This is a genomic window from Streptomyces sp. NPDC031132, from assembly GCF_055570595.1.
In genome coordinates this window covers 243920-268856 of sequence record NZ_JBVIGX010000007.1, presented here as the reverse complement: position 1 = coordinate 268856, position 24937 = coordinate 243920, and the positions used below count along the sequence as shown (strand labels likewise).

Sequence of the window (24937 nt, the reverse complement as noted above, 5' to 3'; positions counted from 1 at the left end):
GCTCTAATGCGCGCAAGAGAAGCCCCCCCATTGGTTTGGGTTTTGGCCAACCATATGTGGGCGGCCCGCGCGAACCCCCCCCTGTCCCCCCCCCCCCGACAACACGGCGAGGTGCGGCACCAGACACCGCGGGCCAGGCAGGACTGTGCGGACACCCCCTAGGGAGCCTCCAGCAGCTCCGGTCCGTTGTTGCGCACGCTGTTGACCGCCGTGGAGACCGGCCGGACGTCGAGGCGGCCGTCGGCCGGGGTGTGGAGGATCGTCCGGAGGCCGTGGACGTCCTGGTAGGCGGGATCCAGCCAGGTGTCGTGGTCCTCGGGGGACACGGCCAGGGGCATGCGGGGGTGGATCCGGCCGGCCGCGTCGACGGCCTCGGTGGTGATGATCGTGGCGGTGACGAGCCAGGCGGCCGGGTCGTCCTCGTCGGTCACGGCCGGGTCGCGCCAGAACTCGTACAGCCCGGCCATGGCCATGACCTCGGCGTCCTCCGGGGCGATGAAGTACGGCTGCTTGTACGCCTTCGCCGTGGCCGTGGCGGCCACGGACTGCCACTCGTAGAAGCCGTCCGCGGGCAGCAGGCAGCGGCGCAGGCTGAATGCACGGCGGTACGCCGGCTTCTCGTGCACCGTCTCGACCCGCGCGTTGATCATCCGGGCGCCGCCGTTCGGGTCCTTCGCCCAGGAGGGGACCAGGCCCCACCGCAGGGTGCGCAGCCGGCGCTCCACCTCCCCGGTCCCGCGGTCGGGGCGCTCGAGGACGGCCCAGACCTGGTCGGTGGGGGCCACGTTCCAGCTCGGCGCCAGCGTCTCCCGGGGATCCCAGCGGGCCTCGAACAGGCCGGCCAGGTCTTCGGGGGCTCGGCTCGAGGCATATCGACCGCACATGGCATCCACTCTCCCACCGCGACGGCTCCCCCGGCCGCCGGGCCGGCGCCGCGGGCGCGGGATTCAAGGAGGGGTACGTGCCCGCAGCCACCGGGGCGGCCGCCCGGGCCGCTCACCGCGGACGGCCGCCGTCTCCAGCGTAGGCCGCGATGCCGCTGCCCCGCACAGCGACGTGACCGGCAGGTACGGACGCGGCCGCTGCGAGCCGGTGTCACCGAACGGCGGGGCGCCGGTGCTCCGTGCGTCAGCCGCAGGAGCGCTGTGTCGGCAAGTGCAGGTCCCACAGCTCCACGCGTCCCGTGTCCTGGTCCCCGACGGCGAGCAGTTCGCCGTCCGGGCTGACGGCCGTGCGGCGCACGGCCGATCGTCGGCGCGAGCGAAGCTGCAGGTCAAGGCACCTTCCGGGTCACGGCTGTCATGGCCTGGCCGCCGATGTCGGCGGCGCCGCCGAGCTGCCCCTGCCACCACGACTCCGCCGCGCGGTGGTTCATCGCGGCCCAGGCGGGGGTCTGCTCGACCTGGCCCCGGCCGAGGCGGCGGGCCAGGGCGACCATCTCCCGCCCGGCCGCGCCCCGCGCGGCCTGGTACGCGTGCAGCAGCTCGTTCCAGGTGCCGGCCCGGCGCCAGGCGTCCTCGAACGCGGTGGCGTCCTGGAGGGCCTTGGCCGCCCCGCTGGTGTTGTGGGGGCGCACCACGGTGGCCGCGTCGCCGGCGAGCAGCAGCCGCCCGGCCGTCGTACGCGCCGTCTCCAGGTCGTAGATGGGCTGGACGAAGGTGTCCGCCGGCTCCGTCAGCCCGATCACCTGCGCCCAGTACGGCGGGAACTCCCGGTCCAGTAACGCGCCGAGGTGCGCGGTGAGTTCCTCGGTGACCCGCCCCGGCGGGAAGCTCGTCGGGTCGTCGAACGGCAGCCGCCCGGTCTGCGGGGGCATGGCGTACAGGACCCAGTTCACGCGGGGGCCGTCCGGCCCGGGAATGCGGTAGATGACGCAGCTTCCGCCGCCGAAGCAGACGGTGGTCACGGCCTCGGTGGGCCAGCCGCCGTCGCCGAGCGCCTCCAGCCGTCGCGCGTCGAAGTTCCCGCGCCAGCAGACGTACCCGGCGTAGGCCGGCCGGGATTCGGGGCAGACCGCCTCGCGTACCACCGAGCGGTACCCGTCGGCGCCGACGACCAGGTCGAACGCCTCGGTGGTGCCCTGCGCCAGCCGCACCTCGGCCCGCCCGCCGTCGCCGGCCACGCCGGTCACCGCCGCGCCCTGCCGGTAGACCACCGAAGCGGGTGTCGCCTCGCGCAGCCCTCTCCACAGCAGACCCCAGTGGTAGGAGTGGAACGGGAACGGCTGCTCCCAGAACACCCTGCCGGCCGGACCGGCCGCCGTGTCGTCCCGGACCAGCCACCTGCGCCGGGTCAGCCGGTGCGCGGCGATGCCGGCGGGCAACGCGCCGGTGGAGGCGAGTTCGGCGGCGCGCCCGTCGTGGATGCAGAGCCCCAGTCCGCGGTCCGCCAGCCGTCCGTGGGTGCGCTCCAGCACCACCACCTCGTCCGCGCCCGCCCGGGCCGCTGCCGACGCCAAGGCGCAGCCCGCAATGCTGCCGCCCACCACCGCGACCGTACCGCCTCGCATACGTGCCCCCTCCGCGCCCTCTTCGGAGTCCGCCACCCTACTGGGACTTTCCGGCCGGGGCAGGAGGTTCGTCCGAAGCCGGACACCGCACCGGACACCGCACCGGCCACCGCACCGGCCACCGCATCCCGCGCCTCGCTCCGCTCAGTCGGCGAGCGCCGCCGATACGACGGACCGGGCCTCCTCCTGTACGCGGGTCAGGTGGTCGGGGCCCAGGAAGGACTCGGCGTAGATCTTGTAGACGTCCTCGGTGCCCGACGGGCGGGCCGCGAACCAGGCGTGCTCCGTCGTGACCTTGATGCCTCCGATGGCGGCCCCGTTCCCGGGAGCCTGCGTCAGCACCGCCGTGACCGGCTCCCCCGCCAGGGTGTCGGCGGTGACCTGCCGGGGGGACAGCCCACCCAGCACCGCCTTTTCCTCGCGGGTGGCGGGCGCGTCGATACGGGCGTACGCGGGCTCGCCGAAGCGGGCCGTCAGGCCGGCGTACCGCTCGCTCGGGGTCTGCCCCGTGACCGCCAGCATCTCCGAGGCCAGCAGGGCCAGGATGACGCCGTCCTTGTCGGTGGTCCACACGGAGCCGTCGCGGCGCAGGAAGGAGGCTCCGGCCGATTCCTCCCCGCCGAAACCGATGGTGCCGGCGGCGAGCCCGTCGACGAACCACTTGAACCCGACGGGCACTTCGACCAGTTCACGGCCCAGGTCGGCGGCCACCCGGTCGATCATGCTCGAGGACACCAGCGTCTTGCCGATGCCCGCGGCCGCCGGCCACTGCTCGCGGTGGCCGTACAGGTACTCGATCGCCGTGGCGAGGTAGTGGTTGGGGTTCATCAGACCGCCGTCCGGGGTCACGATGCCGTGCCGGTCGGCGTCCGCGTCGTTGCCGGTGGCGATCTGGAACCGGTCCCGGCGCTCGATCAGCGAGGCCATCGCGTACGGGGAGGAGCAGTCCATCCGGATCTTGCCGTCCCAGTCCAGCGTCATGAACCGCCAGGTGGGATCGGTGTGCGGGTTGACCACGGTCAGGTCGAGGCGGTGCTCCTCGGCGATCCGCCCCCAGTACGCGACGGAGGCCCCGCCGAGCGGGTCGGCCCCGATGCGCACGCCCGCGGCGCGTACGGCGTCCAGGTCGAGCACGGACGGCAGATCGCGCACGTACGTGCCGAGGTAGTCGTACGCACCGGTGGTCGGGGCGGCGGCCGCCCGTGCGAACGGGATCCGCCGGACCTCCTTCATGCCGCCGGTGACGATCTCGTTGGCGCGCTCCTGGATCCAGCCGGTCGCCTCGGAGCCGGCGGGCCCGCCGTGCGGCGGGTTGTACTTGAAGCCGCCGTCCGCCGGCGGGTTGTGCGAAGGGGTGACCACCACCCCGTCGGCCAGGGCCGAGGTGCGCCCGCGGTTGTGGGTGAGGATGGCGTGCGAGACCGCGGGCGTCGGGGTGTAGCCCTGCGCGGCGTCGACGAGCACGGTCACGTCGTTGGCCGCGAAGACCTCGAGGGCGGTCACCCGTGCGGGTTCGGACAGGGCGTGGGTGTCCGCGCCGAGGAAGAGGGGGCCGTCGATGCCCTGCCGGGCCCGGTACTCGCAGATCGCCTGGCTGGTCGCGGCGATGTGGTCCTCGTTGAAGGCCGTGGCGAGGGACGAGCCGCGGTGTCCCGAGGTGCCGAAGCTGACGCGCTGGCCGGGATCCGCCGGATCGGGGTGCAGCGCGTAGTAGGCGGTCACGAGCCGGGCCACGTCGATCAGGTCCTCCGGGCGCGCCTGCTGCCCCGCTCTTTCGTCGAGCATCCGCCCATTCCTCCGTAGTCGATCCGTACTGACTCAAAGAGAACAACCGTGGTCATTGTGTCGCCCCCTGAACGTGCCCGCACCGCCGCCTCGCCACGCGGCCCGCCCCTGTGCGCCCGGTCACGCAGCCTGCCGTGTCCTACGGAGTGACCGCGGAGTCGGCCGGTCGTTGAGCCCGGCGGCAGAAACCCCGGCCCCCGGAACCCGACTGCGGAGACGTGGCAGCTGATGAACGCCCCCTACGGCACCGACCCGCGGAACCTGTCCCGCCGCAGGCTGCTCACTGCGGCGGGCGCCGTCGGCGCGGCGGAGCTCCTCGGGGCGGGCCCCGCGGCGGCGGCCGGTACCGGAAGCCCGTCGTCCGCGCCGGCTCCGTTGTCCTTCACGGCGGCCACGAACGGCGCGGCGAGCCTGTCTCCGGCCGGGGACCGGCTGATCGCCGAGATCCACAACGTGCTGTGGTCGGTGCCGGGTTCAGGAGGCGACGCCGTGCCGCTCACCGCGGCGGCCCTGGAGGCGAGCCGGCCCGTGCACTCGCCCGACGGCGCGTCGGTCGCCTTCTGCGCCTACGGCAGCGGTACGTACCACATCTGGACCATGCGCCCCGACGGAACCGGGTTGCGGCAGCGCACCGAGGGACCGTTCGACCACCGCGGGCCGGCCTGGTCGCCCGACGGGACGCGCATCGCCTTCGCCTCCGAGCGCGCCGGGGATCCGGTCGGCGGGGCGCCGTACCGGATCCACGTGCTGGAACCGGGGAGCGGCGCAGTCACGCCGGTGACCGGACTCGCCGGGCAGGAGGGGCCCCTGCAGAGCGGTCCCTGGGAGGACTTCGACCCCACGTGGTCACCGGACGGGAAGCGGATCCTGTTCGTCCGGGCGACGGTGACGGCTGCCGCGACCGGGCCCCGGGCGGATGCGCGGACCATCGCCTCGGTCGCCGCGGACGGATCGGGTCCGGTCACCGTCGTGTTCACCGAGCAGGAACCGGCCGCGCAGCTCCTGGCCCCGGCGGTCGCGCCGGACGGCCGCCGTACGGCATGGCTGCGGACCACGTCCCCGCCGAACGCCTCCTGCGTCCTCGTCGTCGACGGCCGGCCGGTGCCCCTCGCCGGGGACGTGGCGGCCCAGCCGCCGCGGTGGACGGCGGCCGGGGAGCTGCTGGTCACGGTCGACGGCCGGTTCACCCTCGTCCACCCGCAGCGGCCGCAGGCGCCCCGGACGATCCCCTTCCGCGCGCGGATGGCGGCGGACCGTCCGCGCTACCGGACGAAGCAGTACGACCTCGGTGCCGAAGGCCGCGTGCGCCCGGTCCGGGGCATCCATCTGCCCGCACTGTCCCCTGACGGGCGGTACGTCGCCTTCGCCGCCCTGAACACGCTGTGGCTCGGCAGCACTTCGGGCGGCCGCCCGCCCCGGCGGCTGCGCCAGGCGGCCCCCACCCGCTATCTGCTCGCCCCCTCGTGGGCGCCCGACGGGCGGTCCCTGCTGTACTGCGACGACCGCGACGGGCTGATGGCGGTCCACCGGCGGGATCTCGCCACCGGAGCGGAGAGCACGCTCGCGACCGGCGGCCGGGCCTTCCCCGCACTGTCGCCCGACGGGCGGCGGCTCGCCTGCCTCGACCTGGTCGGGCGGCTCCTCGTCCGCGACCTGGCGAGCGGCACGGAGCGCGTCCTCGCCGCGCCGCTCGGCGGGGGCGGGCTGCCGGGTCGGCCCAGCTGGTCGCCCGACGGCTCCCGCATCGCCCTGTGTGACCGCAATCGGCTCAACATGCGGTTCAGGGAGGGCTACAACCTGATCCGGGTGGTCGATGCGGCAACGGGCTCCGACCGCCTCCACCTCGTCGGTCCCCACGCCTCCGTCGCCGACCGGTACGACAGCGGGCCCGTCTGGTCGCCCGACGGCCGCTTCATGGCGGTGATCGTGGAGTCCGCGCTGTGCGTGCTGCCGGTCGCGCCCGACGGCTCCCCGCGGGGCGACCTGCGCACCCTGACGGCCGAACCCGCCGACCATCCCTCGTGGTCAGGTGACGCGAAGACCCTGCTGTACCTCTCGGGCACGCGGCTGCGCCTCATCGGCGTGGACGGCGGTCCGCCGAGGACCGTGCGCCTGCCGCTCGACCGGCGCCGTCCCACGCCGCCCGACACCGTCGTGCACGCCGGGCGGCTGTGGGACGGCACGGGCGAAACGGTACGGGAGGACGTGGACGTCGTCGTCCGCTCCGGACGCATCGCCGCCGTCGAACCCCACCGCGCGTCCCGGCCGTCGGCATCGGGGGGCTCCCGGTACGTCGACGCCTCGGCCGGGACGGTCGTCCCGGGACTGTGGGACACCCACACCCACCCGTGGCAGAGCATGTACGGGGGCCGCCAGAGCGTGGGCCAGCTGACGTACGGGATCACGACGGCCGTCTCGCTCGGCGGGTTCGCGTACGAACAGACCCGGATCCGCGAGGCAGTGGCGTCGGGGCAGCTCGCCGGGCCGCGGCTGCTGACCAGCGGCGAGCTCCTCGACGGGGCGCGCGTCGCGTACAGCATGGGGCGCGCCCACCGCACGGCGGAAGGGCTGCGCCGGTCGCTGGAGCGGGGTGCCGCGCTCGACTGGGATTTCGTCAAGACCTATGTACGGGCCCCGTCCTGGGTGATGGCGGAGGCCGCCCGGTTCGCCCACGACCGGCTGGGCGTCCGGTGCGGAAGCCACCTGGCCTCCCTGGCCTTTCAGCTGGGCCAGGATCTGACCACCCATCTGCAGGCCACCGAACGCGCCGAGGCGGGGCACGTGCTCACCGCCTCGGGCCGTTCCCACGAGGACGTGGCCGAGATCTACGGCGGGGGCGACGGGCGGCTCGCGATGATCGCCACCCCGTTCGCGGCCACCGCACTGATCGGGGCCGATCCGACGCTGGCGGAGGACCGGCGGGTCACGGCCGTCATGGCGCCCTGGGACGCCGATCTGGTGCGCCGGTCCGCCGCGGCCGCCCCGACGGCGGCTCAGCTGGCGGCGCTGCGCCGGGAGACCGACGTCTACCGCAGGCTGCTGGCCGCGGGAGGCCTGGTCGCCCTCGGCACGGACGCGCCGCTGGTCCCGGTCGGGCTCTCTCTGCACCTGGGGCTGCGCGCCCTGCACCGGGGCGGACTCTCCCCGGCCGAGGCCCTGCGTACGGTGACCGTCCTGCCGGCCCGGCTCTTCGGCCTCGGCGACGAACTCGGCACGGTCCGGCCCGGCCGGATCGCCGACCTGACGATCGTGGACGGCGACCCGTTCACCGATTTCGACACGCTGGTCCGGACCTCCGGTGTCCTCCGGGGCGGCGTACCCCACACGACGGACGACCTCGTGGCCGCCTGTACTCCGGCGACGGACACCGTGACGGCCGGCTCCCCGGCCGCCGGCGGCCCGGCCCACCGGCAGGCCGACCCGGTGGACTGGCTCGGCGAACGGCACTTGATGCTGCGCGACGGCTGCTGTCACGCCACCGGGTAGCGTCAGCCGACCGGTCGGCGTCGCGCGAGCGCACGGCCTCCCACGGCAAGGGCGATCGCGGCGGCGATCAGCGACGCCGCGACGGCGAACGTGATCCGCATCCCGTGGGCCACGGCCTCGGGGTGCGCCGTCGTGACGTCGGTCGTCGCCGAGGCGAGCGCGAACACGGCGCCCATGACGGATGCGCCGGTGACGAGCCCGAGGTTGCGGGACAGGTTGAGCACTCCCGAGATGACGCCCCGCTGGTCCGGGCCGACGTCTGCCATGACGGCGGTGTTGTTGGCCGTCTGGAACACCGCGTAGCCGGCGGTGGTGACCACGAGCGGGACGACGTAGCCGGCCACGCCGAGCGTCACCGACGTGAGGGACAGGGCCGCGCAGCCCACGGCCACGCCGGCGAGCCCCGCGACGGTCATGCGCTGTGCGCCGAAGCGGTCCGCGATACGGCCGGCGGGCACGCCGGTCAGTGCGGCGACGAGCGGACCGACCGACAGGACGAGTCCGACCAGGGCTTCGCCGAGCCCGAGCGCACGCGAGAGGTAGAACGGGCCGACCACCAGCGTCGTCATCATCACGGTGGAGACGAGCGCGCTCGTGCCGAGGCTCGCGCTCAGCAGCGGATCGCGGAACACGGCCAAGCGGATCAGCGGGGATGCCACGCTCGCCTCGGCTCGTACGAACAGGCCCACTCCGAGGACGGCCGCCAAGAGGAGAGCGAGGTTGAGCGGACCGAAGCTGCCGCGCCCCACGGTCATGGCCAGGGCATAGGCCCCGAGCGTCAGTGCGAGGAGCAAAGTGCCCACGTGGTCGAAGCGGCCCCGGCCGGTCTTCGCGTCCCGCCGGTCGACGGGCAGGTGGCGGTGGGCCAGGAGCAGTGCGAGGACCCCGAGCGGGGCGTTGACGAGGAAGATCGCCCGCCAGCCGGGGCCGGCGAGCAGCAGACCGCCGAGCGAAGGGCCGAGGGCCGTGCCGATCGAGGACATGGTGCCGAGCAGCCCCATGGCGCTGCCGGTCCTCTCCTTCGGCACCGTCTCACCGACGAACGCCATGGTCAGCGCCATCATGGTGGCCGCACCGAGGCCCTGCGCCGCCCGGGCGACGATCAGCAGCCCGAGTGTGGGGGCGAGTCCGCACAGCACCGAGGCCACCGTGAACAGGGAGATCCCGGACAGGAGGAGCCTGCGGCGGCCGATCATGTCACCGAGTCGGCCGACGCTGACGATCAGGGTCGTGATGGCGAGGAGATAGGCGAGGACGATCCACTGGACCTGCTGGAACGAGGCGCCGAACACCTGCGCCAGGGTGGGCAGGGCGACGTTCGCGGTGCTGGTGCCGAGCGAGGACAGCAGCATGGACAGGGACAGGCCGGCCGGCGCCCACCGGACCGAGGTCGCCTTCCCCTCGCCGCTCCCGGACAGCGCCTCGACGCGGCCTGCAGCGAGGCGCTTCATCGTGCGCTCCGTTCGCCGTCGGCCGCGCGCAGGCCCGTGAAGACCGTGGTGGCGGACAGGAGGAAGGCGTCGGGCCGGTGGAGGATGCCCCGCTGCGCCTCGGGATCGAGCAGTACGTCGAGCGTCCCGAGGTCTTCGGCGTTCAGGAGGTCGCCGGCGTTCTCCCGCAGCCGGGTCAGCTGGGTGTGCAGAAAACTGCGGGCCGTCCCGTCCAGGGGAGCCGGCAGGTCGAGGAGGTACGTGAAGCTGCCGACACCGGTGAGCCCGGCGCGGCCGAGCATCGCGGGCCAGTCCTCGACGACGGGGACGCTGCCGGGGAGCTCGGCGCGCATCGTCTCGAACGAGCGCTCCTGGACGGCGTCGAGCCGGGCCTGGAGGCCGGGTGTGCCGATCCCGATGTCGCGCGGGAGGAAGCGCACCGGCAGGCCGCCTTCCGCCACGGCGAGCAGCCCGCCGGGCCTCAGCAGAGCGGCGAGTGCGTTCAGCGCGCCCTGCTGATCGGCGAGGTGGTGCACGGTCTTGCTGCTCCAGATCAGATCCGCCGTACCGGGGCCGCCGTCCGTCGCCCCTCCGTCTCCGCCGTGCAGGCCCTCGGGCAGTTCCGCGTGCCGTACGGTCACCGTGGCGCCGAGGCCGAGCCGCTCGGCGCGGGCGAGGGTGCGGTCCAGCAGTCCGGGGGTGCCGTCCACGGCGACGGTTTCGGCCCCTGCGAAGGCTTCGGCGAGCACGCAGGTCATCACGCCCGGCCCGCTGCCGATGTCGAGGATCCGCCGGACCTCGGCCGGGGGGCCGAGCAGTTCGCTCAGGTGGGCCGCCGTCCGGTGGAGGACGGGGAGCTGGAGTTCGCCGCTCCGCTCCAACTGGGCTGCCATGACGTCCCAGTCGAGGTCGGCGTGACCAGGTCCGTGTCCGTGTCCGTGACCATGTCCGTGACCTTGTCCGTGACCGTGCCCGGGTCTGGAATCGCTGTGTGGGTTCATGCCGCGGAGCCTGCCCCCGAGGCCCGGTCACGACAACTCTTGTTGCTGTTTCCGGGACGGCGGGGTGGAATGCCTCCATGGACACACCCTCCGACACGCCACCGGGCACGCCGTCGGACACGCCGCCGCTGCCCTACCAAGCGGTCCTCGACGAGGTCGGCCCCCGGCTCAAGCGGCTGCGCGCCAAGCGCGGCCTCACCCTCGCCGCGCTCTCCGAGGCCACCGGCATCTCCAAGAGCACCCTGTCCCGGCTGGAGTCGGGGCAGCGCCGCCCCAGCCTGGAACTGCTGCTGCCGCTGGCGGGTGCGTACCACGTGCCGCTGGACGACCTGGTCGGCGCCCCCGAAGTGGGCGACCCCCGGGTCCGGCTGACGCCCCGTACGCTGCCGAGCGGCGGTTCGTTCGTCCCGCTGTCCCGGAGTCCGGGCCCGCTCCAGGCGTACAAGCTGGTCATCTCCGACCGGGGCGGCGAGCCGGACCTCCGTACCCACGAGGGCTACGAGTGGATGTACGTGCTGGAGGGCCGGCTGCGGCTGGTGCTCGCCGAGCACGATCTGGTCCTCGGCCCCGGCGAGGTCGCCGAGTTCGACACCCGGCTGCCCCACTGGTTCAGCAGCGCCGACGGACGGCCCGTCGAGATCCTCAGCCTCTTCGGGCGACAGGGCGAGCGCATGCACGTCCGCGCGAAACCCCGCGGCTGACGCCGCGAGGCGGTCGCAAGGCCGGCGGCCGGGGCAGCCGGCGGCCGGCGGCCGGCACGAGGAGGCTGGTACCCGGGTTCCGCAGGACCTCGCCCTTCCCGGAACCAGAGGCTCCCGGACAGAGCAGTCCCCGGCGGTCCTGTTCCGGTTCCGGGAGTTCAGCCGTCGCTGACGGCTCCCGCACCGACAGGATCTGCCGGGGGCCTGGCCAGAGCCGAGATGGGGGTCACGCGGACTTCTGGACGTCTCCGGAAGTGAGTGCGGCTCTCTCTGGTTGTCCGGTGTATTGACGAGTTTCCTCCCTATTTCGCGCGAGTCAAGAGGTATGAGCTGTTTATTCCCGTCTCCTCATATCTGCCGGTCAGGCCGGCAGTGCGAGGAGCATCAGGGGGCGGCTGGTGGGCTGGGCGGATCCGCCTGCGGGTTCGATCGTGAGTCCCACCCCGGAGGCGCCCCGCAGGCTGCCCTGCATGAGCGTGGCACCCTCGTGCGTGATGAGCCCGGCGGGGCGCATGGTGCCGTGATCGTCGAACCAGAGCTGGTACGCCCTGCCCTCGCCGGGGTCGGGAAGCCCGGTGCCGATGAAGACCGCCCCGTTCTGCTGCTTGGAGCTCACCACGGAGGTGGTGGCGCCGCCGGTGGTGCGGCCGCGCACCGTTCGGGCGTCGGGGGCGGCCATCACGGCGGTGAGGTCCTGGAGGCGGCGTTCGGAGGCCTCCGCCTGCTGCCGGGCCTGGTCGGTGCGCTGGCCCTGCCAGACGGTGACGCCCCCGAGGGCGGCCGCCGCGGCGAGGCTCGCGGCGAGGGCCAGCGGAACGGCCTTGCGGCGCAGGACGGCGCCGAACGTGAGCTGCCTGGCCGCCGCGGGCAGCAGCGGGGGCAGTTGGCGGACCGAATCGATGCCGTACAGGACCTCGTCCTTCATCCGCGCGGGCGGCGGGAGGGCGGCAGCGGCGGCCATGCGGGCGGCGGTGGCGGAGAATTCGGCCACCTCCTGCCGGCAGGACGGGCAGTCGGCGAGGTGCGCGGTGAACGCCTCGTGCTCCGCAGGTGTGAGTGCGTGGAGGGCGTACGCGCCGGTGAGGGTGTGCAGTTCCCCGTCGTGCTTCATGTGGTCACCCCCATGCAGTCGCGCAGCCGGATGAGCCCGTCGCGCATGCGTGTCTTGATCGTCGGTAGTGGAGTGCGCAGGGTCTCGGCGACCTCGCGGTAGGACAGGCCCTGGTAGTAGGCCAGCGTGACGGCCTGGCGCTGGATCTCGGTCAGGCCGCGCATGCAGCGCCGTACCTGTTCGCTCTCCAGACGGGTTTCGACCTGTTCCGCGACCTCGTCGAACGGGCGCGCCTGGTCGCGGGCGGCCTGGTCGTACTCGCGGTTGATCGCGGCCTGGGCGGAGCGGACGCGGTCGACGGCCCGTCGGTGGGCGAGGGTGGCGGCCCAGGTGCGCACGCTGCCCTGTTCGGGGCGGTAGCGGGCGGCTTGCCGCCACAGGTCGATCATCACCTCCTGCGCCACCTCCTCGGACTGGGCACGGTCGCGTACGACCCGGACGACCGTCCCGAAGACGGTCGCGGACAGGGCGTCGTACAGGGCGGAGAAGGCGTCCTTGTCACCGCGGGCCACCCGGGACATCAGGTCTTCGAGCCGGGGGCCCACGGCGTCGGGGACGCCGAAGGGCAGCGGTTGCCCGGTGGTGGCGGATGGTCCGCCGCGGTCCGTCCGTCGCATGACAGTCCTTCCTCTCGAAGGGACGGCCCTTCCACACAAGAGAGCCGACCGCTCCGGATGCTGCCAGGTCTGCGTTCTCAACCGGTCTTCGGAGCGGACATCTGTGCGGATTGGTCAACCCGCTCGCCAATTCCCGATCGATGTGCACCACCTGCACCACCTGCGCCGCAAACTCATTCCGCTTTCGACAACTGCCACCAATCCGCGAGCACTTCGGCCGCGAAGCAGGGGTGAACCGCCGTCACGGACGACGGCGTGGCGAACGGTGGGGAGTGAGCAACTGTGCGTACGAGGAACGTGGCCGTGATCGGCGGCGGTGTGGCGGGACTGACCGCCGCCTACGTCCTGCAGAAGGCCTGCGACGTCACGCTGTACGAGGCGGACCCCCGGCTGGGAGGCCACGCCCACACCCATGAACTGCCCGCCCCGGGCGGGGGGACGGTGGGCGTGGACTCGGGGTTCATCGTCCACAACGCGCGCACCTACCCGCTGCTGCTACGGCTCTTCCGCGAACTCGGAGTGGCCACGCAGGACTCCGAGATGAGCATGTCGGTGCGGTGCGACGGCTGCGGCCTGGAGTACGCCGGTGCCCGCGGGCCCCTCGGCCTGTTCACCGGACGGGCCGCCCTGCGCGCCCGGTACCTGCGGATGCTGGCGGAGGTACCGCTCTTCCATCGCCGCGCGCGTCACCTGCTGGACGCGGACGGACCGGTCGCCGGCCGTTCCGTCGGCGACGGTTCCGGCGGGGGCGGCCCGGAGCGGTACACCCTCCGGGCGTTCCTCGCCGACGGCGGGTTCTCCCCCTACTTCGTCACCCACTTCATCACGCCGCTGGTGTCGGCCGTGTGGTCCTGTCCCGCCCACACCGCGCTGGAGTACCCGGCCGCGTACCTGTTCCGCTTCCTCGACCACCACGGGCTGCTGTCCGTGACGGGCTCCCCACGGTGGAGGACCGTCACCGGTGGCAGCGCCGCCTACGTGGACAAGGTCGCGAAGGAGATCAGCAACGTCCGGACCGCCAGCCCGGTCGTCCGGGTGGACCGCATACCCAGCGGCGTCCTGGTGGGCAGCGACGACGGCATCACCGACGCCTACGACGCCGTCGTCATCGCCACGCACCCGGACCAGGCGCTGCGTCTGCTGGCCGACCCCACCCGGGACGAGCAGCGGGTCCTCGGCGCCTTCCGGTACGAGGCGAACCCGACCGTGCTGCACACCGACACCACTCTGCTGCCCCGCTCGCCGAGGGCCCGGGCCTCCTGGAACTACCACCTCACCGACTGCCGCCCGGGGGCGGAGGGGGTCCGGGTCAGCTACGACATGACGCGGCTGCAGCGGCTGCCGGGCGACACCGCCTACGTCGTCACCCTGAACGCGGGCGGGCGGATCGACCCCGAGCACGTCCTGGCCCGCATGGAGTACGCGCACCCCGTCTACACGCCCGAGTCGGTGGCCGCGCAGCGATCGCTGCCCCGCCTCAACACCTCGGTCACGGCCTTCGCCGGGGCGTACCACGGGTGGGGGTTCCACGAGGACGGCTGCCGCTCGGGCGTGCGGGCCGCCGCCGCGCTGGGTGTCCGGTGGTGACCCCGGCGGTGGCGCCGGGAATGCGTCCGGCCCTCCCCGCCGTGGCCGTGCCGGCCCTGTACGACTGCGTCGTCTCCCACGTGCGGACGGCCCCGGTGCGACACGCCTTCCGGCACCGCACGTACATGTGGCTCGTGGACCTGGACGCCCTCCCCCGGCTGCCGTGGGCGCTGCGCCCCCTGGCCCGGTTCGACGCCCGCGACCACTTCGACGCCGCCGCACCGACCGTCCGGGCCGGCCTCGACGCGTACCTGGCCTCCCGGGGCGTGCACGTCGACGGCGGGCGGGTCCTGATGCTGGCCCACGCGCGGGTCCTCGGGTACGTCTTCAACCCGCTGACCCTGTACTGGTGCCACGACCGCTCCGGCGCCCTGGTCTGCGTGGTGGCCGAGGTCCACAACACGTACGGGCAGCGCCACTGCCACCTGCTGCGTACGGACGAAGCCGGCCGGGCCGAGATGGCGAAGGAGCTGTACGTCTCGCCGTTCTTCCCCGTCGACGGCCGCTACCGCATGCGGCTGCCGGAGCCGCGGGAGCGGCTGGAGGTCATCGTCCGGCTCGAGCGCGCCGGGCAGCGGCCCTTCACCGCGACCCTGTGCGGCCGCCACCGCCCCGCCACCCCCCTCGCCCTGCTGCGCGCCGCCGCCCGGCGGCCGTGGTCCACCGCCGCCGTCTGGGCCGGAATCCGCCGCCACGGCATCCACCTGCTGCTCCGCGGGCTGCCCGTACAGCCCCGGCCCGAGCGCGCACCCGAGGAAGGCATCGCCCCGTGACCCTTTCCCTCCCCCGAACCATCGACGAACCCGTGGAGCGGTACTCCCTCGACGCACGGGCGTGGCCGGACGTGGCGAGCCTGCCGGCGGCGCCCTTCGGGCACGCGGCCGTCGCCCGGCGGCTCGTCCGCCGCGCCGTGACGGCGCTGCCCCTGCGCTGCCGGTTCGGCGCCGAGCCGCCCGTCGGCAGTGGGCCCTCGCTGACGGTCCACGACCCGGACGCGTTCTTCCGCCGGATCGGGGCACACGGGCTGATCGGTTTCGGCGAGTCCTACATGGCGGGCGAATGGGACAGCGACGACCTGACCGGTCTGCTGACCGTCCTCGCCGCGCACGTGGACGATCTCGTCCCCGCCCCGCTGCGCCGGCTGCGCGGGGCGTGGGTGCGGCACAGGCCCGAGGCCCAGCTGAACTCCCGGGCCGGCGCCCGGCAGAACGTCCACCGCCACTACGACCTGTCGAACGAGCTGTTCGCGCTCTTCCTCGACGAGACCCTGTCGTACTCCTCCGCCGTCTTCACCGCGTTCCCCGCGCGCCGCGAAAGCCTGCCGGCCGCGCAGCACCGGAAGATCGACCGATTGCTGGACCTCGCCTGCGTCGGCCCGGGCAAGCGCCTGCTGGAGATCGGCACCGGCTGGGGCGAACTCGCCCTGCGCGCGGCCGCCCGCGGTGCGCGCGTGACGACCGTGACCCTGTCCGCCGAGCAGCAGCACCTCGCGCGCCGCCGTATCGCCGCCGCGGGGCTGGCCGACCGCGTGGACGTGGAACTGCGGGACTACCGCGATCTGGAGGGCCGGTACGACGCGGTGGTGAGCGTGGAGATGATCGAGGCGGTCGGCAGGGACTTCTGGCCGACGTACTTCGCCGCCCTGCGCGATGCGGTGGCTCCGGGCGGGCGGATCGCACTCCAGGCCATCACCATGGGCCACGAACAGATGCTGCGCACCTCCCGTACGCACACCTGGATCAGCAAGTACGTCTTCCCCGGCGGCCTCATCCCCTCCCGCGAGGCCATCGAGACGCACGCGGCCGGGGCGGGGCTGCGCATCGTCTCCGACCAGGGGTACGGCGACCACTACGCCCAGACCCTGCAGCTGTGGCGGGAACGCTTCACGGAGCAGGCCGGCGCCGTGGCGGCGCTCGGCTTCGACCCGACGTTCCGGCGCATGTGGGAGTTCTACCTCGCCTACTCCGAGGCCGGGTTCCGGGCCCGCTACCTCGATGTCCGGCAACTGCTGCTGACGGAGGACGTCTCACTGGGAGCGGGGCGGTGAACCCGGTCTCCTGGGAGGCCCTCGGGAGCAACCTGGCCGCTGCCGCCGCCGCGGCCGTCACCGTGCTGCTCCTGGCCTTCGCGGTCGGGACGGCCCGACGCCTGCACCGGACGGTGGACATCGCCTGGGGCCTGGCCTTCGCCGCGGTCGCGGCGGTCTCGTACGTCCTCTCCTCGGGGTACGGGGACGGTGGCCGGCGGCTCCTGGTCGCCGCCGCCACCGTCGTGTGGGGGGTGCGGCTGGCCGGGCACGTCGCCTGGCGAGGCCGCGGGCACGGCGAGGACCCCCGCTACACGAAGTTCCTCGCCCGGGGGCGGGGCAACCCGCACGTGCGCGCCCTGTTCAAGGTCTACCTGCTCCAGGCGGGCCTGGTCTGGCTGGTTTCACTGCCCGTGCAGAGCGCCTCGTACACGGGCTCCCCCATCGGCGCCCTCGCCGCGCTCGGCTGCGCGCTCTGGGCGGTGGGGCTGGTCTTCGAGGCCGTCGCGGACTTGCAGCTCGCCCGGTTCAAGGCCGATCCGGCGCACCGCGGTACGGTCATGGACCGGGGGCTGTGGGCATGGACCCGCCACCCCAACTACTTCGGCGACTTCCTGGTCTGGTGGGGGATCTACCTGATGGCCTGCGGCACGTGGGGGGCCGCCCTGCTGTGCCTGGTGTCGCCGGTGGTCATGACACTGCTGCTGATCAAGGGGAGCGGCAAGCGCCTGATGGAGGCCCATATGGCAGAGCGTCCCGGCTACGCCGGCTACATCGCCCGTACCAGCGGGTTCCTCCCGCTTCCGCCCTGGCGGGGCCGCGCATGAAGCAGCCGACGGGCGCACTGGCGCTGCGCCGGGTGCCGCGGCACCCGACCGCCGCGGTGCTCCTGCTGCACGGTGGGCGCCCGGACGGGCTCGAGGCGCCGCCACGGCCGAACCTGCCGGGGCTGCGGATGCTTCCGTTCGCGCGGGCCATCGCGGACGCCGGACCGGCGCAGGACGTGGTCGTGGCGGAGGTCCGCTACGTACACCGGGGCTGGAACGGCCACCGCGCGGATCCGGTCCACGACGTCTGGCAGGCCCTGCGCGAACTGCGCTGCGTGGCCGGAGCGCTGCCCGTGGTGCTGGTCGGGCATTCCATGGGAGGACGGGCCGCGTTGCGGGCCGCCGCCGACCCGCTGGTCCGCGCCGTGGTCGGGCTCGCGCCGTGGTGTCCGCCGGGCGAACCGGTGCTGCATCTCGGGGAGACGGCCGTGGTGCTCCTGCACGACGAGGCGGACCGCGTCACCGATGCGCAGGCGTCCTGGGACTACGTACGCCGGGCCCGTGCGCGGGGCGCCCGGGCCGGGGGCATCGTCATGCCGTACGGGCGGCACGCGATGCTCCGCCAGGCGCGCAACTGGCACCGGATCGCCACCGACACCACGCTGGGCCTGCTCGGCCTCACCGCCCTCCCGGAGGACCTGTTCACCGGCGCGGTCCCCGCGGCGAGGCCGGGTCTGCGGGCTCCGGCCCGGGGGATCCGGACCGGGATCGGGTGAGTCCGGTCAGCTGCCCGGGCGAGCCGTGGCCGTCAGGGGGCGACGGTCGGGGGTCTCGACCTGCCGGCCCAGGGGCGCGAAGGCGAAGAGGAACAGCAGCCCTGCCAGCGGCAGCAGGTCCAGGCTGACCCCGGTGGCCACGATGGCCGCGACCACGGCGGCGGGCCGCCAGGCGGCGATCCGCCGCAGCGCCGCGAGCTGGGTCATGAGCAGCAGGAGGCCGACGTAGAAGAGGAGCGGACCGACGCTGTAGACGGCGGGTTCGACACCCGCGTGGGACTGGACGCGCCGGAAGAATGCGCGCATCGCCTCGCGGTCCTCGCTGAGGAACCCGGCGGCGAGGTCGATGACCACCTGGGCGACGACCGCGGCAGCGCCGAGCAGGCCCGCCACCACCCCTGCGGCGGCGAGCCCCCGGCCTGCCGGGCCGCGCCCCCGCACCGCCATCCGCCGCATCCCCAGGACGATCGGGACGAAGCACAACACGGCGGCCAGGAAGGCGAGATGCCCCAGGGACCAGGACAGTCCGGGGCCGTGTTCCCCGTCGGTCAGCCGGATGAGTCCGTAGGCCGTCATGCAGAGCGGCCCGACGGTGAACGCCGCCCGCTGCCAAGGTGTGTTCGACATGCGCTGATCATGTCGGCGCACGGATCGCCCCGCCCTCGGGGAACGCCCTGAGCCGACCCTGAAACACCCCCGACAGCCGGTCCGGGGACCGGGGGGGCGAGCCGGGGGCCCTGGCGACAGGGCCCCCGATCGGGACTACTCGATCACGAGCTCGACCGGGATGTTGCCGCGGGTGGCCTTGGAGTAGGGGCAGACCTCGTGGGCCTGCTTGACCAGCAGGGCGCCCGTCTCACCGGCGAGGGACTCCGGGAGCTCGACATGCAGGGTGACGGCCAGGCCGAAGCCCGTGTCGTCCTTGCCGATCGAGGCCTCCGCGGTGACCGACACCTCACCGGTGTCGACCTTGGCCTGCCGGCCGACCAGGCCGAGCGCGCTGGCGAAGCAGGCCGCGTAGCCCGCCGCGAAGAGCTGCTCGGGGTTGGTGCCCTGACCGTTGCCCCCGAGCGCCGGGGGCATGGCGAGCGCAAGGTCGATCTGGCCGTCGGAGCTGACCGTGCGGCCTTCGCGGCCGTTGGCGGTGGCGACAGCGGTGTAGAGCGCGTCCATCGGGGTTCCTCTCGGGGTGGTGACCGTGCCGGCCGGTGATCGGCTGACATCCACTACTAGAGCACACAATTCAGTTGTGCACAACTAAATGACCCGCAAGCTTTGCCCGGGTACACTTGCCCCATGAGCGAGCAGCCCACCGAAACCCTCCGCGAGGAGGACTTCCTCCGCCTGGACGGCCAGATCTGCTTCGCGCTGAACGCAGCGAGCAGGGCCTTCAACGGCCTCTACCGGGTCGTCCTCAAGGACCTCGGCCTGACCTACCCCCAGTACCTGGTCATGCTGGTGCTCTGGGAGCACGGCACGACGCCCGTGAAGGAGCTCGGCAACCACCTGAGGCTCGACTCGGGGACGCTGTCCCCCCTGCTCAAGCGCCTCGAGGCCGCCGGGCTGGTCCACCGCGAGCGCAGCACCGAGGACGAGCGGTCCGTACGCGTCGGCCCCACCGGGGCGGGTACGGCGCTGCGCGCACGCGCGGCGGAGGTACCGCGCCGGATCGCGGCGGCCACCGGCTTCGAGCTCGCCGAGATCCGCGACCTCCAGACCCGCCTGCACCGCCTCACCGCCGCGCTGGACGCCGCCGTCCCGGAGGTGTGACGGCCGGCTGGAGCCGAGGCGGCGCCCCGTACCGGGCCCCCCTCACGCCCCCGGCCGTGGCCGACGGGCGCCGCCCGCGAGGCGCACGCCGTGCAGAGGGCTTAGGTTCGTCGGCATGGTGCATGTACAAGGCAGCAGGATCCTGCTGACCCCCACGGACCCGGAGCGCTCGCGCGCCTTCTACGGCGGCACACTGGGGCTCGCCGTCTACCGGGAGTTCGGCACCGGGCCGGAACGCGGCACGGTCTACTTCCTGGGCGGCGGCTTCCTCGAGGTCTCGGGCCGCGCCGATACCCCGCCGGCGCCCGGGCTCCGACTGTGGCTGCAAGTCGCCGACGTGCAGGCCGCGTACGAGGAGCTGCGGTCGGGCGGAGCCGAGGTGCTGCGGCCGCCGCGGCGCGAGCCCTGGGGGCTGATCGAGATGTGGATCGCCGACCCGGACGGCGTCCGCATCGCGGTGGTGGAGGTTCCGGCGGACCATCCCCTGCGGTTCCGCCCCTGAACGCGCCGTACGGCTCGACCGGCGTACGCCGGCTTTCGCAGGGGGTGGGGGCGTGACCGGCCGAATTCGGCGCGCCCCGCCGGTGGAGTGAATGCGCCCTCCACCCATCGGGGGGACATCCGGCCCGGTCCATGGACGCGGCGTCAACCGCGCCCGGGCACGGGGCCGGTACCGGGGCGGATCCGCAGCAGGCGCGTAGCAGACACGGGTGGGCCGTGGAGGCCTTTTGTAAAGATCAACTCAGTGTGCTGGATTGATCACCGACAGTGCCCCCGGCTGCGCGGAAGGACACCGAATGCGCACGGTTCGAGAATCAGTCCTGGACGTTCTACGAGCACGTGGTATCACCACGGTCTTCGGCAACCCCGGTTCGACCGAACTGCCGATGCTCAAGCGGTTCCCCGACGACTTCCGGTACGTGCTCGGCCTCCAGGAGGCCGTCGTCGTCGGCATGGCCGACGGTTTCGCCCTCGCCTCCGGAACCACCTCCCTCGTCAACCTGCACACCGGTCCCGGCACCGGCAACGCGATGGGCGCGATCCTGGGCGCCCGCGCGAACCGCACCCCGATGGTCGTGACCGCAGGCCAGCAGGTGCGCGCCATGCTCACCATGGAGGCCCTGCTCTCCAACCCGCAGGCCACGCTGCTCCCCCAGCCCGCCGTCAAGTGGGCGTACGAGCCCCCGCGCCCGGCGGACGTCCCGGCCGCGCTGGCCCGCGCCGTGCAGGTCGCCGAAACCCCGCCCCACGGGCCGGTGTTCCTCTCCCTGCCCATGGACGACTTCGACGCGGAGCTCACCGAGTCGGAGGACCGGGCCGGCCGGGCGGCCGCGGCCCGGCGGATCACGCACGCCGCCGCGCCCGATGCGGCCACGGTCGCGGCGCTCGCCGAGCGGATCTCCCGGGCCCGCTCCGCCGTCCTGGTCGTCGGCGACGACGTCGACGCCTCCGGCGCCTGGGACGCGGTCCTCGCGCTCGCCGAGCGCACCGGGCTGCCCGTCTGGGCGGCGCCCGTCTCGGCCCGCGTCTCCTTCCCCCGCAGCCATCCGCAGTTCCGCGGGGACCTGGCCCCGGCGATCGGCCCGCTCGGCCGGCAGCTCGCCGGGCACGACCTGGTCGTCGTGGTCGGCGCGCCCGTGTTCCGCTACTACCCCTACGTCCCGGGGTCCCACCTGCCCGAGGGCACCGAGCTCGTCCTCCTCACCCGGGACGCCGAGGAGGCCGCCAAGGCCCCCGTCGGGGACGCGGTCGTCGCGGACCTCGCGCTGACCGTACGGGCGCTCGCGGACCGGCTCCCGGCCGGCGGCGGGACCGCGCCCGCGCCGCACGAGCAGGTGCGGTTCGCCGAGGCGGCCGACGGCGTCCTGACCCCGCTCGCCGCCATGACGGCCATCGCGCAGGGCGCCCCGGAGAACACCCTCTGGGTCAACGAATCGCCCTCCAACGTCCCGCAGTTCCACGAGGCCACCCGGATCAGCGCCCCCGGCTCCTACCTGTTCTCCGCGGGCGGCGGACTCGGCTTCGGGGCCGCGGCGGCCGTCGGCGCCCAGCTCGGCGCACCCGAGCGGCCCGTGGTCTGCGTCATCGGCGACGGCTCCATCCACTACGCCGTGCAGGCCCTGTGGACCGCGGCCACGTACAAGGTCCCCGTCACCTTCGTCGTCCTCAGCAACGCCAAGTACGCGATCCTCCAGTGGTTCGCGCAGCTCGAGCACGCGCAGGGCGCGCCCGGCCTCGACATCCCCGGTCTCGACATCACGGCCGTCGCCGACGGCTACGGGGTGCGCGCCCACCGGGCCCACGGCGCAGGTGAACTCACCAAGCTCGTACGGGACTCCGCGTCCCAGCAGGACGGTCCGGTGCTCATCGACGTGCCCGTGACCACCGAGCTCCCCTCCCTCTGAGCCCGGATCGGGAGGCGTCCGGCGCTTCAGGGCCGGGCCCTGACCCGCCGGACACTCCCTCAGCCCCCCACCTCGCCACCAGAAGGCCCCACATGTCCCCCGACACTCCCCTCCTGTCCCGCCTGCGCACCCTCCTCACCGACCACGCCGACGTCCTGCACACCGACCCCGAGACCCTGGCCGCGCACGCCCGTGACGCTGCGCCGTTCTCCGAGGCCGGCACCCCCGCCGTCGTCGCCTTCCCGCGCACCGCCGAGCAGGTCCGGCACATCATGCGCACCGCGTACGAACTCGGCGTCCCGGTCGTCCCGCAGGGCGCCCGCACCGGTCTCGCCGGCGCCGCGAACGCGATCGACGGCTGTGTCGTCCTGAGCACCGCCCGGATGGACCGCATCCTCGAGATCGACCCCGCCAACCGGCTCGTGCGCTGCGAGCCCGGCGTGGTCACCAAGCGCCTGAACGACGCCGCCGGCGAGTACGGGCTCTCGTACCCGCCCGACCCGGCCTCCTGGGAGCACTGCACCATCGGCGGGAACATCGCCACCGGCGCCGGCGGCATCTGCTGCGTCAAGTACGGGGTCACCGCCGACTACGTCCGCGGCCTGGACCTCGTCCTCGCCGACGGCCGCCGGATGCGGACCGGGCGGGACACCGCCAAGGGGGTCGCCGGTTACGACCTGACCCGGCTGCTCGTCGGCTCCGAGGGCACCCTGGCCGTCATCGTCGGAGCCACGCTCGCGCTGCGTCCCGTACGGCCGCCCGCCCTGGCCCTGCTCGCCCAGTTCCCGACCCTGACGGCGGCCGGGGACGCCGTCGCCGCGATCACCACGGCCGGGCACGTCCCGTCCGCGCTCGAACTCCTCGACCGGGCCACCTCCCAGGCCGTCGCCGACCACGGGCACCCGATGCTGACCCCGGGCGCCGCCGCCACGCTGATCATCGAGAGCGACACCGCCGACCCCGGCCGCGATCTCGCGGCGATGGCCCTCCTGTGCAAGGAGGCCGGGTCCCGGAACCTGGTCACCGCGTCCAGTGCCGAGGAGTCCCGGCAGGTCATCGAGGCCCGGCGGCTGGTCACCCCGGCCCTGGGGGCGTTCGCCTCGACCCTGGGCGGCAGGCCGACCGCCTTCATCGAGGACGTGGCGGTGCCCCGCTCCGAACTGGCCAAGTTCATGGGCACCATCGAGGAGATCGCCGTACGGAACCGGCTGCGGATCTTCACCCTCGGCCACGCGGGAGACGGCAACCTGCACCCGACCGTCGTCTTCGACGAATCGGACGCGGACGAGTTCCGCCGCGCCCAGACCGCGTACGACGACATCATGGCCGCAGGCCTCGCCCTCGGCGGGACCAGCACCGGCGAGCACGGCATCGGCACCCTCAAGCGCGAGTGGCTGACCCGCGAACTCGACCCGGTCAGCCTGGAGCTGCAGCGCGGGCTCAAGCGCCTCTTCGACCCGAAGAACCTGCTCAACCCCGGCAAGGTCGTGGAGGCATGACCGAGGCCGCGGCCCGTACCGCCGCCGAAACCAACGCCGGAACCAACGCCGGCCCGCACCCCGGGATTGACGGCGAGGCCACCGCCGGCTCGGCCGCCGAGGCCACCGGCACGGCCTCCGCCCCGGCCCTCGCCGTACCGCGGCCCGCCCGGGCCGGGCGCGCCGAGACCGTCCGGTTCGCCGCCACCCACACGCTGCCCGCGTTCGTCCGCGGGGCCTTCCAGCTGCGGCCCCGGGTCGTGGCGGCGTACGCGGCCCTCGGCCAGCAGGGCTGGTCGGCCGCGACCCTGCGGGCCATGCGGGCCCGGCACGGCGGGGCGCCCGTGGAGGTGCGCGGCCTGTCGGGGACGCTGCTGGTCCTGCTGGACCAGGCCGACGTCCGGCGGTTCTACGAACTGCCGGTGCGCACCCTCGCCATGGACGCGCCCGACAAGTACAAGGGCCTGTCGCTGCTGGAGCCCACGGGGGTCATCTGCTCCCACGGAGACACCCGCGAGGAGCGCCGGCGCGTCAACGACGAGGTGCTCGCGGCGGACCGGCCCGTGCACCCCTCGTGCACGGAGTTCCAGGCCGTCGTCGCGGAGGAGGCTCCCGCCCTGATCCAGGGCTCCGAGCTGGACTTCCCGCTGCTGCGCCGTACGGTGGCCCGGATCGGGCGCCGGATGGTCCTCGGCGACGCGGCCGCGGGCGACGAGGAGCTCGCCCGGTGGCTGCTCGCGATCCGCGAGGAGGCCAACTGGATGCGGATGCGCAAGGGTCGCGCCGTGGCCGCCGAGGCGCTGTACCGCAAGGCCGCCGCCCGCGTCGAGGAGTACGCGGCCGGGGCCGAGCCGTACACCCTGGCCGCGCTCGCGCGCAGCCACCCCGCCGCCGCCGGACCGGACGCGGCCGCGCTGGACGCGGTGGGCCAGGCCCACCACTGGCTGCTCGCCCTCGACGCCGTCGCCCCGATCGTGGCCCGTACCCTGCTGCTGCTCGCCGCGCATCCGGCGGAGCAGGAAGCGCTGCGGGCCGAGGTGGACGGCGGGGGTGCGGAGCTTCCCCGGCTGCGGGCCTGCGTTCAGGAGACGCTGCGGCTGTTCCCGGTCGTGCCCGACCTCGTACGGGTCACCCGCGCCGAGACCGAATGGCGCGGGGTCCACTATCCGGCGGGGACGGCCGTACTGGTGCCCGCCCTGTTCCACCAGCGGGATCCCGAACACGTTCCGGCCGCCCACCAGTTCGTGCCCGGCCGATGGCTGCGGCCCGGGGCGGCGCAGGACATCCGGATGGCGCCCTTCAGCCACGGCGGCGGGCGCTGCCCCGGCGAGCACCTGGGGGTGCTGACGGCGGCAGAGCTGGCCGCGGCGGTGCTGCGGGGGCACCGGGTCACGGGCGGCCGGCCCGCGGTGGACCCGTGCCTTCCGCTGCCCGGCATCCTCTCCTCGGCCGGCATCCGGCTCACCCTCGCCCAGCGCTGACCACGTG

Annotated in this window: 21 protein-coding genes; 12 read left to right on the top strand and 9 right to left on the bottom strand. The window is 74.0% G+C overall.

The window, feature by feature from the left end; translation table 11 throughout:
• Nucleotides 1-158: 158 nt before the first annotated feature.
• From ACZ49B_RS13640 to pgm, 3 genes are all read right to left on the bottom strand, one after another.
• Nucleotides 159-884, bottom strand: coding sequence for an SOS response-associated peptidase (locus ACZ49B_RS13640; RefSeq protein ID WP_468304635.1), 726 nt, complete (start codon nucleotides 882-884; stop codon nucleotides 159-161).
• A 389-nt stretch (nucleotides 885-1273) separates the two neighbouring features.
• Nucleotides 1274-2509 (bottom strand): FAD-dependent monooxygenase, encoded by a 1236-nt coding sequence (locus ACZ49B_RS13635; RefSeq protein ID WP_468304632.1) that lies wholly within the window; start codon nucleotides 2507-2509, stop codon nucleotides 1274-1276.
• 144 nt (nucleotides 2510-2653) lie between these two features.
• The gene (gene pgm / locus ACZ49B_RS13630; protein ID WP_468304629.1) at nucleotides 2654-4294 is read right to left on the bottom strand and encodes a phosphoglucomutase (alpha-D-glucose-1,6-bisphosphate-dependent); all 1641 of its coding nucleotides are present in this window, start codon (nucleotides 4292-4294) and stop codon (nucleotides 2654-2656) included.
• 228 nt (nucleotides 4295-4522) lie between these two features.
• Here pgm and ACZ49B_RS13625 point away from each other — a divergent pair, with 228 nt between their 5' ends.
• Nucleotides 4523-7780, top strand: a complete 3258-nt coding sequence (locus ACZ49B_RS13625; protein WP_468304626.1) for an amidohydrolase family protein — start codon at nucleotides 4523-4525, stop codon at nucleotides 7778-7780.
• Nucleotides 7781-7782: 2 nt separating this feature from the next.
• Here the strand turns inward: ACZ49B_RS13625 and ACZ49B_RS13620 are convergent, their stop codons facing one another.
• Together ACZ49B_RS13620 and ACZ49B_RS13615 are read right to left on the bottom strand one after the other, a co-directional pair.
• Complete coding sequence (locus ACZ49B_RS13620) at nucleotides 7783-9231, bottom strand: MFS transporter (RefSeq protein ID WP_468304623.1); 1449 nt, start codon at nucleotides 9229-9231, stop codon at nucleotides 7783-7785.
• Complete coding sequence (locus tag ACZ49B_RS13615; protein WP_468304620.1) at nucleotides 9228-10103, bottom strand: class I SAM-dependent methyltransferase; 876 nt, start codon at nucleotides 10101-10103, stop codon at nucleotides 9228-9230. The genes ACZ49B_RS13620 and ACZ49B_RS13615 overlap by 4 nt, the downstream gene beginning before the upstream one ends.
• A gap of 185 nt (nucleotides 10104-10288) precedes the next feature.
• Here ACZ49B_RS13615 and ACZ49B_RS13610 point away from each other — a divergent pair, with 185 nt between their 5' ends.
• The gene (locus ACZ49B_RS13610) at nucleotides 10289-10912 is read left to right on the top strand and encodes a helix-turn-helix domain-containing protein (RefSeq protein WP_468304617.1); all 624 of its coding nucleotides are present in this window, start codon (nucleotides 10289-10291) and stop codon (nucleotides 10910-10912) included.
• 361 nt (nucleotides 10913-11273) lie between these two features.
• Here the strand turns inward: ACZ49B_RS13610 and ACZ49B_RS13605 are convergent, their stop codons facing one another.
• Both ACZ49B_RS13605 and sigK read right to left on the bottom strand, forming a co-directional pair.
• The gene (locus ACZ49B_RS13605) at nucleotides 11274-12023 is read right to left on the bottom strand and encodes an anti-sigma factor (RefSeq protein ID WP_468304615.1); all 750 of its coding nucleotides are present in this window, start codon (nucleotides 12021-12023) and stop codon (nucleotides 11274-11276) included.
• Nucleotides 12020-12640, bottom strand: a complete 621-nt coding sequence (gene sigK, locus ACZ49B_RS13600; RefSeq protein ID WP_468304612.1) for an ECF RNA polymerase sigma factor SigK — start codon at nucleotides 12638-12640, stop codon at nucleotides 12020-12022. Before sigK ends, ACZ49B_RS13605 begins: the two co-directional genes overlap by 4 nt.
• A 282-nt stretch (nucleotides 12641-12922) precedes the next feature.
• Between sigK and ACZ49B_RS13595 the strand changes: the two genes are divergently transcribed.
• From ACZ49B_RS13595 to ACZ49B_RS13575, 5 genes are read left to right on the top strand one after another with little or no spacing between them, the layout of a single operon-like run.
• Nucleotides 12923-14227, top strand: coding sequence for an NAD(P)/FAD-dependent oxidoreductase (locus tag ACZ49B_RS13595; protein ID WP_468304610.1), 1305 nt, complete (start codon nucleotides 12923-12925; stop codon nucleotides 14225-14227).
• Nucleotides 14228-14247: 20 nt separating this feature from the next.
• The gene (locus tag ACZ49B_RS13590) at nucleotides 14248-15000 is read left to right on the top strand and encodes a DUF1365 domain-containing protein (RefSeq protein WP_468304607.1); all 753 of its coding nucleotides are present in this window, start codon (nucleotides 14248-14250) and stop codon (nucleotides 14998-15000) included.
• Entirely contained in the window at nucleotides 14997-16274 is a 1278-nt protein-coding gene (locus ACZ49B_RS13585; protein ID WP_468304604.1) for a class I SAM-dependent methyltransferase, read from the top strand. Before ACZ49B_RS13590 ends, ACZ49B_RS13585 begins: the two co-directional genes overlap by 4 nt.
• Nucleotides 16271-17080: a DUF1295 domain-containing protein gene (locus ACZ49B_RS13580; protein WP_468304601.1), complete on the top strand. Its 810-nt coding sequence runs from the start codon at nucleotides 16271-16273 to the stop codon at nucleotides 17078-17080. The genes ACZ49B_RS13585 and ACZ49B_RS13580 overlap by 4 nt, the downstream gene beginning before the upstream one ends.
• Entirely contained in the window at nucleotides 17077-17796 is a 720-nt protein-coding gene (locus ACZ49B_RS13575) for an alpha/beta hydrolase (protein WP_468304599.1), read from the top strand. The genes ACZ49B_RS13580 and ACZ49B_RS13575 overlap by 4 nt, the downstream gene beginning before the upstream one ends.
• Before the next feature lie 6 nt (nucleotides 17797-17802).
• On the opposite strand, the gene ACZ49B_RS13570 is transcribed toward ACZ49B_RS13575, so the two are convergent.
• Together ACZ49B_RS13570 and ACZ49B_RS13565 are read right to left on the bottom strand one after the other, a co-directional pair.
• Complete coding sequence (locus tag ACZ49B_RS13570; protein WP_468304596.1) at nucleotides 17803-18423, bottom strand: hypothetical protein; 621 nt, start codon at nucleotides 18421-18423, stop codon at nucleotides 17803-17805.
• 135 nt (nucleotides 18424-18558) lie between these two features.
• On the bottom strand, nucleotides 18559-18969 hold the full coding sequence (locus ACZ49B_RS13565) for an organic hydroperoxide resistance protein (protein ID WP_468304593.1): 411 nt from the start codon (nucleotides 18967-18969) through the stop codon (nucleotides 18559-18561).
• 123 nt (nucleotides 18970-19092) lie between these two features.
• On the opposite strand from ACZ49B_RS13565, the gene ACZ49B_RS13560 reads away from it, so the two are divergent.
• From ACZ49B_RS13560 to ACZ49B_RS13540, 5 genes are all read left to right on the top strand, one after another.
• Nucleotides 19093-19566, top strand: coding sequence for a MarR family winged helix-turn-helix transcriptional regulator (locus tag ACZ49B_RS13560; RefSeq protein ID WP_468304590.1), 474 nt, complete (start codon nucleotides 19093-19095; stop codon nucleotides 19564-19566).
• 115 nt (nucleotides 19567-19681) lie between these two features.
• Complete coding sequence (locus tag ACZ49B_RS13555) at nucleotides 19682-20068, top strand: VOC family protein (RefSeq protein ID WP_468304587.1); 387 nt, start codon at nucleotides 19682-19684, stop codon at nucleotides 20066-20068.
• Between the two features lie 295 nt (nucleotides 20069-20363).
• Nucleotides 20364-21971, top strand: coding sequence for a benzoylformate decarboxylase (gene mdlC / locus ACZ49B_RS13550; RefSeq protein ID WP_468304585.1), 1608 nt, complete (start codon nucleotides 20364-20366; stop codon nucleotides 21969-21971).
• A gap of 92 nt (nucleotides 21972-22063) precedes the next feature.
• Nucleotides 22064-23470, top strand: coding sequence for an FAD-binding oxidoreductase (locus ACZ49B_RS13545; protein ID WP_468304582.1), 1407 nt, complete (start codon nucleotides 22064-22066; stop codon nucleotides 23468-23470).
• Nucleotides 23467-24930: a cytochrome P450 gene (locus ACZ49B_RS13540; protein ID WP_468304579.1), complete on the top strand. Its 1464-nt coding sequence runs from the start codon at nucleotides 23467-23469 to the stop codon at nucleotides 24928-24930. The genes ACZ49B_RS13545 and ACZ49B_RS13540 overlap by 4 nt, the downstream gene beginning before the upstream one ends.
• Nucleotides 24931-24937: the final 7 nt, after the last annotated feature.